General features: G+C 65.3%; 12 protein-coding genes. 2 read left to right on the top strand and 10 right to left on the bottom strand.

Translation table 11 applies throughout. From position 1 onward, the window contains the following. Window positions 1–342 precede the first annotated feature (342 nt). A complete protein-coding gene (locus AB0O19_RS38280) occupies window positions 343–756 on the bottom strand; it encodes a hypothetical protein (protein ID WP_363626348.1) in 414 nt (137 codons plus the stop codon). A 159-nt stretch (window positions 757–915) separates the two neighbouring features. Here AB0O19_RS38280 and AB0O19_RS38275 point away from each other — a divergent pair, with 159 nt between their 5' ends. Beyond that, a complete protein-coding gene (locus AB0O19_RS38275) occupies window positions 916–1,161 on the top strand; it encodes a winged helix-turn-helix domain-containing protein (protein WP_363626346.1) in 246 nt (81 codons plus the stop codon). A gap of 103 nt (window positions 1,162–1,264) precedes the next feature. Here AB0O19_RS38275 and AB0O19_RS38270 read toward each other — a convergent pair whose 3' ends face one another. From AB0O19_RS38270 to AB0O19_RS38250, 5 genes are all read right to left on the bottom strand, one after another. Beyond that, window positions 1,265–1,555, bottom strand: coding sequence for a DUF6087 family protein (locus tag AB0O19_RS38270; RefSeq protein WP_363626350.1), 291 nt, complete (start codon window positions 1,553–1,555; stop codon window positions 1,265–1,267). 228 nt (window positions 1,556–1,783) lie between these two features. Beyond that, window positions 1,784–2,764, bottom strand: a complete 981-nt coding sequence (locus AB0O19_RS38265; protein ID WP_363626344.1) for a cupin domain-containing protein — start codon at window positions 2,762–2,764, stop codon at window positions 1,784–1,786. An 89-nt stretch (window positions 2,765–2,853) separates the two neighbouring features. Next, window positions 2,854–3,093 (bottom strand): hypothetical protein, encoded by a 240-nt coding sequence (locus tag AB0O19_RS38260; RefSeq protein ID WP_363626342.1) that lies wholly within the window; start codon window positions 3,091–3,093, stop codon window positions 2,854–2,856. Between the two features lie 234 nt (window positions 3,094–3,327). Next, complete coding sequence (locus AB0O19_RS38255; protein WP_363626340.1) at window positions 3,328–3,660, bottom strand: hypothetical protein; 333 nt, start codon at window positions 3,658–3,660, stop codon at window positions 3,328–3,330. Next, a complete protein-coding gene (locus AB0O19_RS38250) occupies window positions 3,657–3,896 on the bottom strand; it encodes a hypothetical protein (protein WP_363626338.1) in 240 nt (79 codons plus the stop codon). Before AB0O19_RS38250 ends, AB0O19_RS38255 begins: the two co-directional genes overlap by 4 nt. Window positions 3,897–4,080: 184 nt before the next feature. Here AB0O19_RS38250 and AB0O19_RS38245 point away from each other — a divergent pair, with 184 nt between their 5' ends. Next, complete coding sequence (locus AB0O19_RS38245) at window positions 4,081–5,301, top strand: helix-turn-helix domain-containing protein (RefSeq protein WP_363626336.1); 1,221 nt, start codon at window positions 4,081–4,083, stop codon at window positions 5,299–5,301. A gap of 106 nt (window positions 5,302–5,407) precedes the next feature. On the opposite strand, the gene AB0O19_RS38240 is transcribed toward AB0O19_RS38245, so the two are convergent. The 4 genes from AB0O19_RS38240 to AB0O19_RS38225 all read right to left on the bottom strand — a co-directional run bounded on the left by AB0O19_RS38240 (window position 5,408) and on the right by AB0O19_RS38225 (window position 8,894). Further along, window positions 5,408–5,902 carry a phage terminase small subunit P27 family gene (locus AB0O19_RS38240; protein ID WP_363626334.1) on the bottom strand — a complete coding sequence of 165 codons (495 nt, stop codon included), beginning with the start codon at window positions 5,900–5,902 and terminating at the stop codon, window positions 5,408–5,410. A 133-nt stretch (window positions 5,903–6,035) separates the two neighbouring features. Further along, a complete protein-coding gene (locus AB0O19_RS38235) occupies window positions 6,036–6,536 on the bottom strand; it encodes a hypothetical protein (protein ID WP_363626332.1) in 501 nt (166 codons plus the stop codon). Window position 6,537: 1 nt separating this feature from the next. Then, complete coding sequence (locus AB0O19_RS38230) at window positions 6,538–6,774, bottom strand: hypothetical protein (RefSeq protein WP_363626330.1); 237 nt, start codon at window positions 6,772–6,774, stop codon at window positions 6,538–6,540. Between the two features lie 440 nt (window positions 6,775–7,214). Next, window positions 7,215–8,894: a recombinase family protein gene (locus AB0O19_RS38225; RefSeq protein WP_363626328.1), complete on the bottom strand. Its 1,680-nt coding sequence runs from the start codon at window positions 8,892–8,894 to the stop codon at window positions 7,215–7,217. Between the last annotated feature and the right edge of the window lie 262 nt (window positions 8,895–9,156).

The raw sequence follows: 9,156 nt of genomic DNA, 5'->3' as shown, positions 1-9,156 counted from the left end.
GACCCCAACACACGTGACTACCAGTTCTGTGCACCTTAGCCGCTGGTCAGCGCCAACGACAGAGCCCCGCCCGGAGCTTGGCCGAACGGGGCGTTTTGCTGTCTGGAGAGACCTACTCGGCGCGAACAGCTCGGTGGTGCGGGACAGCCCAGCAGTCACGTGACCAGTACCGGACTGCCCCGTCAGTCCACGGTCGGCAGTCGTTCGCCGTACGGGGCTCGTAGCGGACCGCGTAGCGGCTTCCGGCGAGAATCTGCCACCCCTGCCGCTCGCACCGCAGCAGACCCCGCGTGTTGCCCCTGCGGGTGCCGTCAGGCAGTGCCTTGACGAATGCCTTGGCCATCAGCCCATCGCCCCCGCCAGTGCAAGCGGGCTCGGAAGGTCGTAGGCCGTGGCGAACAGTTCGACCCTGCGGCGCTTCTCGTCCTCGGGGGTCTGTCGGCTCCGCTCAACTGCGGCCCTGGTCTTGAGCCACTGCGGCCAAGCGGCCTCGGCGTGTGCCTTGAGTTCCGCCTGCTGCACTTCCTCGGGGAGCCGTTCCCACCGAAGCACCACGGGGCTTATCCAGAAGCCGAGTGCCACGGGCGGCATGGTCTTCACCAGGTGGTGCGGGTGGATCGGCTTTTCCCATCCGCAGATGTGCAGCGGCGGGGCCTCCGGGGCGGTCTCGGAGACCACGGCGGGGCGGTGCTGGCCGCGAGCCGGCAGCCAGAGAACCAGGGCCCGGAGCAGGACCCAACCGATAAGATGACGCATTGCTGGCAGCTCCTCAGACTGTCGGCGGCTACGCCCCCGGCGGCCGGGCCTAATCGGCTTCCGGGGGTTCTTTCGTTGGCGACGGTAGCGACCATGTCCATACCTGTCCATGGCTATCCATGGCTATGCCTGGTAGGCCCCTGCGGCTACGGTCGGGGGGTGTTTGAATTCAGCCCTACCCGCTCGAAGTGGGAACAGATTGCCGAGATCGTCACGGAGCGGATCGCAACCGGCGAACTCCACCCGGACGACAAGCTGTCCGAGGTCGAGTTGACCGAGGAATTCGGCGTGGACCGCAAAACGGTCCGCAAGGCGGTTGCCGCCCTTCGGGCTGATCACCTGGTGGTCACCCGTGCCGGCATGGGGAGCTTCGTCACTCACCCGGGCGAGCGCCGCAGCAACTAGGCCCCGCCCCACCGGAGTTCACCAGCAAGACGGGGCCCTGAGGGGGCGCGGGTATGGGTGGGCCGTTGTGCTGTCGCAGCACCCACGCCCCTAACTCGCGGGCTTACTTGTCGTGCGGCTTCCGGTGTCGGCCGTTTCCCTTACGGAGCAGCGCCACCGGGGTGTCGTCCTGTGGGGCGGCGAATCCCGACCCCCGTCGGACAATGACCGGATAGGCGTCGGCATAGGTGTCAGCCACCCCCACCGGCTGCCACTCGTGCCCATCCCACTCGACCACGAGACGCGGGGTGTCCTGGAACAAGTGGCCCCGTCGTACGTCCGAGGCAAGTATGAGCGCGTCTCGTGTGCCTGGCGGACGGGTGTAACCAGTACGCGCGGCGTACCAGTCGGACACGGGTTCGTCGTCGGGTTCGAGCACGGCTGATCCTCTCGCTCGGCGTCATCCCGAGGTTATCCGCCCGCGTCGCCCGGCGGGATAGTGCCTGGCCAGCCGAACAGCCCGAGGATCGGGCGGTTCCGCAGCGCCTCGGCATACTCCGTCGAGCCGTCGAACTCGCGGAAGTTGGTGATCGGGTCATCGGCAGCGTGCAACATGGCAACGGCGCAGGTCAGACAGAAGTCCTTACCCGTGTCGAGATCCCGGAGGTTCGCGTATCGCTGGCAGCCGGACCACTGGCACATTCGGCGGTGCCGACCCCCGGTTGTCCGTCGCCGCGCCATGCTGAGCTATCCCGGTCCTCTCTACTTGGGTTCCTGGCCGAGCACCGAGAGACGTTGCGCCGAACGGAGCCGCAGAGCGACCGTATCGGTCGGCAGATCGGCCAGCGAGCCACGGAACAGCTCGCCCAGTTCGCCGGCCAACTTGGTGAAGTCCTGCCCCCCCGAGGTTCGGCGGGAGCGCGTCGCGCAGGACCTCGCTGTCCTCGCCCAGTTCCCAGAGCTTCCGCAACGCCCAGTGCTTCGTCAGGAGTTGCACTCCGAAGGTGATGTGAAGGCTGTGCTCCTCGGTGCTCTGTCCGGCGTGCACCCACCCGCGCGGGATGAACAGCACCTGCCCAGCGCGCAACGTCACCTCGAAGTCGGGGGTGTCCGTAGCGAATCGGAGCTTTTCCTCCGGCGAGAACCCGATCTTCGACCAGTTGTGGTGCTCCAGCGGGTTCACGAAGGTCGGGGCGAACAGGCGCCAGTCCTTCGCTCCCTCGGTCTGCGCGATGAAGACGTGATGACAGTCCCAGTGCCACCCGAATCCCTGCGCCTTCCCGGCCGGGGTGAGGTAGAAGTTCCCCGTCACGGGGTGGCCGAGCATGGATGACAGTTCCTTGCAGAACTCCATGATCGGCGGGTAGGACCGGTGCAAGCCGTTGAGAACCAGGGTGTCGGTCGGGTGGTCCGCAGACGGTCGCTCAGCGGTCAGCACTCCGTCACGGACCATGCCGAACCCACCCGGACGGATATCGGGGTCGGCGAGAATCTCGCGGGCCGCTTCCCTGGTGGCGAGCTGTTGCAGGTCCGCCCTGTCACGGTCGTACACCGTAGGTACCGAGGGCCAGGCGTCCCGGAAGCTCTCCGGGTCGGTGACCAGCCTTGAAAGTGCAGTCTGCACAGTGGTGCTCCCTCCTCGTAGGCTGGGGTATGAGGGGCGACCGCCCCACCTGAATTGGGGCGGTCGCCTCTCGCTCACTTGCTGGTGTGTCAGGCGCCGATCAGGTGGTCGTACTGGCCGGTGGCGAACGCGTCGCGCAGCTTCCGCAACTCGCCGGGGGTGCCGGTGATCACGGCGCCGTCGTTGTTGATGTTGGCGAGCGCCACCAGGCCGTTACCGGCGTCGGCGACCGCGAAGCACTCCACCTTGTCGTCCAGGTGGGAGTACGACGCCACCGACCACTCCAGGCCCGGGTGCGACGCCGGGTTGAACTCGACGGGCTTGTTCACGTGCTTGCCTCCTCTTGTTGGCGGGAACGGCGGGTGCCGTGCCCGGTGGTGCTGCCGCTCCGCTGGTCGGCGTAGCGGGTGGTGCCCCGTCCCGGCGGTGGATCGGCTAGCTCATTCGCCGAAACGGGAGTCTCGGGCCCCGCCCCGGTCGTCCGCGTCCGTCCAAGTCGCGTCACCGGGGCGGGGGTTGTGCGGCCCGACGCAGCGCAGGCAACGCCGGGAGCGAGGGGCTGGCTACCGCCGAACCCCGGTGCCCCATCTCGACCGGGGTCGGGCGTGCCGTGCCCGGTGGGTGCGCTCGGTCGCCGAATCGTCCCGCTTGGCCATCGCGGCAAGTGCCTTGCCGTGCAGGGTCGATATGCAGTCTGCGCAGCCGAGCAGCCCGGCCGTGACTCCGCCGGCTGCGGTGACCGGGACGAGCCAGAGGACGCGGACCGAGGTGCGCCCGCAGTAGAGCCAGCAGTCCCCGGCCGCCCACGCGTTTCCGTCGTCGGCCTCGGGCGGCTCCGGCAGCCGTCCCGCGCCGATCTCGGCCAGCGTGGGCAGTACCTCGGCAGCGAGGGTCACGGCGGATCTCCGGGACGAACTTGCCGAACCGAGACCCGCAACCGGCGCCGCCGCGCGGCCCGTCTTCGACGCCACCACGTTTCCCAGTCCCCGCCGTAGACGACGCCGAGCATGGCGACCGCCAGGGCGGAGAACCACCAGACCCAACGACGCGCGGACTGCGGGTCGAGCCTGGCGAGGGCGACCACCAGGGCGGCGGGCCCGAGAGCGACGACGACCGCCAGGGCGCCAGTCACGATGCTCGGTCGTTTCACTGCTGTCCCTCCGATCAGCGCTGGACTGTGTGATTCACCAGTACAGGGCTGCCGTTCGTACTTGGACAGAGCAGGGATGACGCATCCGTGTGGCATCCATGTCTCAGACTCTCTGCACCAAGGGTCCTGACCTGCTAGAACGGGTAGTCAGAGACCGGGAGGCGGCATGGCAGAGCGGCGCAGGGCCCTTGTCGAAAGGCGAAAGGCCCTTGGATTCACTCAGGAGTCCTTGGCTCAGAATCTTGGTGTGGACCGCTCTACTGTGGCGAGATGGGAAAGTGGGAAGGTAGATCCCCAGGATTGGCAGCGCCCGACCCTGGCCAAGGTATTGCGAGTCACGCTAATTGAGCTTGACTCTCTCTTGTACAGTGCAGCGACTCCGAAACCCGCGCGGGACGACATCCCCAGCAATTCGGCAGAATATGACGATGAGATTGAAGCATTGGAGCTTGCGCGCAGGGTCTCCGCCAGCGACGTGGGCAAGGAAATGCTTGAACGTCTTGAGCTGACTTTTCATGACCTGGCAATCAAATATCCAACTGTAGCCCCGCATGAACTTTTGGGTCAGGTGCGGAAATATGCGCTTTATGTAGCCAGGCTCATGGATTCGAAAAAGACTCTCGCCGAACACCGACAGCTACTAGTAATAGGTGGCTGGTTCTCTCTTCTCGGCGCAACCCTGCACATCGACCTCGACCAGCAGGACGCGGCAACGGCGAGACTGCGAACGGCAATGACGCTAGCGCAACATGCCGAGAATTCGGAAATTCAAGCTTGGTGCTTCGAGACTGACGCCTGGCGGGTTCTCACTGATGGCAACTACTCAAAGGCGGTGGAACTTAGCGCCACTGCTCAGCAGCTGGCACCCACTGGAAGTTCGGTTGAAATCCAGGCTCTTGCTCAGCAAGGGCGAGCATTTGCACGCTTGGGATATTCGGCCGAGACTTATGCTGCAATAGATCGAGTTCAAGCGCTTTCCGCTGCTCTGGGAACTCCCAATCAGCCGGAACATCATTTTCAATATGATCCAGCTAAATCACTCGCCTATGCGGCGACCACACTTGCATGGCTCGGCGACCCGGCGGCCGAAGCATATGCGCGAGAAGTAATTTCGCGACTCTCCCCCTCGGATGACGTTAACAAATGGCCTCGCCGGGTGGCATCCGCCAATATCGATCTGGCACTCTCCTTGGTGGCTACTAACCGATTGGACGAAGCATGTAATTCGGCACAGCGCGCCATGCTGTCTGGTCGAGTGGCGCCGTCTAACCATTGGCGCGCCCTTGAAGTCGTCAAGGCAGTAGAAGTGCGAAAGATTTCCGACGCGCGGGACCTCAGGGAAGTTTATGAAGGAATGCGCCTACAGATATCGTCATCGAGCGATTGACAGCGTAAACACAAAAAGGCCCCGCCTGGCCTCCATTTCGGGAGAACAGGGCGGGGCTCTTGTGCTTTTCGCAGCTTGACTAACTGCTATCGCTTTGGCGGGGCGATCAATCCCAGATATCGGAGTCGTCATCCGGCTCGGGCGGCGCAATGGCCACGCGGGCACTCGGCGACAATCCCAACTCTCGAATATAGCGGGCAAGTTGAGAGCGGTACTGTGCCGCGATGGTGGCGGCGCCGTTCTTCACCGTGCCACGCTCGGCCGTGACCATGAGTCCGCGTTCGGACAGGTCGCGCTCCGCCTGGTCGATGCGGGCCACGCAGACGCACAGATCCTTGACGGTCGAATGGTCTACCTCGCCGAGTCCTGCAACTACTTCGAGAATCGGCACAACACGTTGCCACTCGGCCGAAGCTACTTCCCGACAGCGGATATTGGCTGCTTGGATCTCGGCGACTGGCGAGTCCATGAAAACGCCTCGCCAGTCGGGCTCGGCGAGAACAGCGCGAGAGACAATCACCCCCTCTCTGATCTTGGCCTTTGACGGGTTTCCCTCGCGGGCCCGTATTGCCGCTGGCTTGGGTCGATATCGATCGGCCATCGGTCTCCTTTCTTGCTCGCTGTAACGGCGCACGGGGCGTCCAAGAATGGCCACTGCTCCGGCGTGAGTTTTTTCCCTCCCTGCCGATCACCCTCGGGTACGGAGGGGAGTACCCCCCTGGGCGGCGGGTCGCTCAGTCGCCCTGTGCGGCCACGTAATCCTCACGCTGGGCAACGAGAGTCTGATTGAATTCTTCGGCAAGCTTTGCCGATTCCTTCTCAAGCCGATCAACGATTTCATCGAGCATCTGCGCCGCGTAATACCGCTGCTCGGGCACGGTGACGGCCTCACCGATGGTCCGCTGTGCGCGCTGTGCTTCATCCATGACGTGCCCTCGCTTGTATCGGGCGGCCCGGTACTCGACATACGCCGCGAACCAGGGCTCCGCCGACAGCGCGTCATAGAACCGCTGACGGGCTTCATCGCCGGAGTTCGCTGCCTCGCTGGCTCGCTCCGGCCAGTTCCTGGCGAAGTCGCGGCTGTACTCGATCTCTCGTTCCGCTCGGCGCGCCTTCTCGGCGTCCTCGGCGGCGCGCAACTGTGCCTCGGCATCGGCCAGCGGGCCGGAAACCTTATCGATCTGTGCGCGCAGCTTGGCGACTCGCTCGGCGGCCTTCTCGATCTCGGCGCTCATATCAGTTGCCACCCTTCGTGGTGTCGTGCCCGAACTGGGCCGCAATCTTCTTCGCGTTCTCGTAGTAGCCGAGGGAAATGCGGACAGTGGTGCTCATCCGGTCGTACGCATCGGGGTTCGAGTCGCGCATCGCGGCCAGCTTCTCCATGCGCTCGTCTCGCTGCCACTCGGCAGCACGGGCCGCATCCTTGTCCCGGGGGCCGTCCAGATAGCCGAACCGGTGCAGGGTCTCGCTCATGTGTTCTCCGTCCTTCGCTGGCCGCAGGTTGTTACGGCTTCTATGGGTGGTGAGGAGCAGACCTTGCCGGACCCCTCGTGGGGCCGTGCGGTCGTGACCTTTCCCGGTAGGTATGGGGAGCGGTCCTTGCCTGCTCTCCCTCGTAAGCTGTGGGGAGCGGAGGTTTCCCGGCTTCGCTCGCTCCCCCTGCCATAGTGAAGGGCGGAGGTTTCCGGCCAGCGGTGGTGAGGTGGCGAGAGTGGTCCTGTTTCTCGTTTTTTCTTAGTTTTTTCTATGCGTTCTAAAAAATAGGCAAGAACCACCACCCACCACCCCTCTTGCCGCTGTCGGCCAGTCCGGGCCGGCTGAGCCAAAGGCCACAGGCGCCCGTCTGCGGGCACAAGAGAGCCCCGGCCGACCAACGGGGGCCGACCAGGGCTGTACGGGGCTCTATGGGGCGCTTACGCGGCTGCGGGCACCAGTTCGGGCACTGTGGCGGTGTCCCATGCGGAAAGCTCCTCGGCGGCCTCATCGAGTTCGCCCGACATGGTGAAGTCCACCCGCCGTGTGTCGAGGGTGCGCCATCCGCCACGGGTGCCCCGGCGGACGTTCAGGCGGACTCCGGCGTCAACGAGCATGCCGCGCCGCTTCGCGGTGTCGGCAGCCGTCCAGTCGTCGGCGAAGGTGCGCCCGGTCGCCGTGGTGACGCGCTGCGGCTCGGTCTTCTCGCGGGACTCCAAGTCGGCTATGCGGCTGTCCAGCGCATCGTGTCGCCGCTGCCACTCCTGCGCGGCGTGCTTGGACTTCTGCTGCCCCTGGATTTTCAGGTGTGCGGTGAACTCGGCCACGGTCGCGTTCAACTCCGGCTCGGGGTCGTACCCGGGGACCACCACGGTTGTCCTGGTCTGGATTCCGCCGACCAAGCGCAGGAACTCGGCTATCACGTACTCGTCCGCCCAGTCGCCCCGGATGTTCGCGGGCGCTTCGCACTTGCCGCCCCGGGCGTGGTAGTTGCACTTGTAGACAGGCGCCTGGTTCTTCTTGCTCTCCTGCCGGTTCAAGTACATGCGCCCGCCGCAAGAGTCGCAGTGGATGACCCGCAGCAGCAGCGCTTCCGTGTCGGACCGTTCGCTGTTGTTGATGCTGCGCTCGTCCAGGACGGCGCCGATCTGGTCGAACTCCTCGCGGGTGAGAATCGGTGTCTCGCTGCACATGACCGGGTTGCCCTGGTCGTCGCGCACGGGCACGTTGTTGTGCATCTTCCAGCCCAACAGGACCTCATTGCGGAGCATCCGGGTAATGACCGCAGGGGTCCACTGGAACGTCTCCCGCACGACGTGCTGACCCTTGGTCCCGCCGGTCTTGCCGCCCCGCTCGCGGCCCATCCTGTCGGCCCAGTAGTCGCGCGGGCTGAGCACCCCATCGGCGTTGAGCCCCGCAGCGATGCCGGACACCGTGGCACCCTCCAGCAGCTCACGGACGATGCGCTCGATGACCGCCACGGCGTCCGGATCGGGCACCAGCGTCCAACCCTTGCCGCCAAACTCCTCGGGCATCGGGGCGGGCATGTAGCCGTACGGCGGACGGCCACCACCACGCCAGCGAAGCGGCATCCTGCGCATGGCGGCCTGCGCGCCGCTGACGCGGTCGCTGATGGACTGCGACTCGAACTGTGCGGCGAAAGCGAGCATGAACAGTTGGAGTTCCGCCATGGGGTCCATGGGGTTGCGGAAGTCGAACACCTGCCGACCCCCGCCCAGACCCTCGGCGAAGATCAGTACCTTCCGGTGCTCACGCGCCCAGTTGGCGAGGGCGTACATGTGCCCCATGGACCGGATGGCACGGTCGAACCGCCAGAACACCAGCGCGTCATACGCCTGCGGGTCGCTGAGCCAGCGCAGAAGCTGCGGGCGCTCCCAAGGGCTGGTCTTGGACGCGCTGACGTCAAGGTCCACCGCTTCGCGTAGCGCGTCACCCTCGCCGAACGTGACCCGCAGTTCTGCGCCTACGTGGTCGCACGCTTCCCGCTGGCGTTCGGGGCTGGTGGTCTCGTCCGTCAGGACGGACAGTCGGATGCACCGGACGCCCCGAAGCGTCTCGGTGAACACCGTTCCGGACAGTGGGTTGCGAGCATCTTCCATGCTCTGTATGGGGAGCGAGGGTTGCCCGCAGGGGGACGTGACCGGTGTGTGTTCCATGCCCCCCGTGAAGGGCGGAAGGTTCCCGCTACCAGTCTTCGTGCCCCTGACCAGCACAGATGCCGCTGCCATCTCTCACACTCCAGAACATCCAGTTCTGTGTGTTGGGAGACCCCAACACACGTGACTACCAGTTCTGTGCACCTTAGCCGCTGGTCAGCGCCAACGACAGAGCCCCGCCCGGAGCTTGGCCGAACGGGGCGTT

It is taken from the genome of Kitasatospora sp. NPDC091276, from assembly GCF_040684355.1.
Classification (GTDB): Bacteria; Actinomycetota; Actinomycetes; order Streptomycetales; family Streptomycetaceae; genus Kitasatospora.
The sequence above is the reverse complement of the archived record's forward strand: the minus strand, read 5'-3'. Positions and strand labels throughout refer to the sequence as shown.

Excerpts from the sequence above, each read along its gene's own strand:
- AB0O19_RS38280 (WP_363626348.1), bottom strand. The coding sequence starts at position 756 with ATGCGTCATCTTATCGGTTGGGTCCTGCTCCGGGCCCTGGTTCTCTGG.
- AB0O19_RS38245 (WP_363626336.1), top strand. The coding sequence starts at position 4,081 with ATGGCAGAGCGGCGCAGGGCCCTTGTCGAAAGGCGAAAGGCCCTTGGA.
- AB0O19_RS38240 (WP_363626334.1), bottom strand. The coding sequence starts at position 5,902 with ATGGCCGATCGATATCGACCCAAGCCAGCGGCAATACGGGCCCGCGAG.
- AB0O19_RS38235 (WP_363626332.1), bottom strand. The coding sequence starts at position 6,536 with ATGAGCGCCGAGATCGAGAAGGCCGCCGAGCGAGTCGCCAAGCTGCGC.
- AB0O19_RS38230 (WP_363626330.1), bottom strand. The coding sequence starts at position 6,774 with ATGAGCGAGACCCTGCACCGGTTCGGCTATCTGGACGGCCCCCGGGAC.
- AB0O19_RS38225 (WP_363626328.1), bottom strand. The coding sequence starts at position 8,894 with ATGGAAGATGCTCGCAACCCACTGTCCGGAACGGTGTTCACCGAGACG.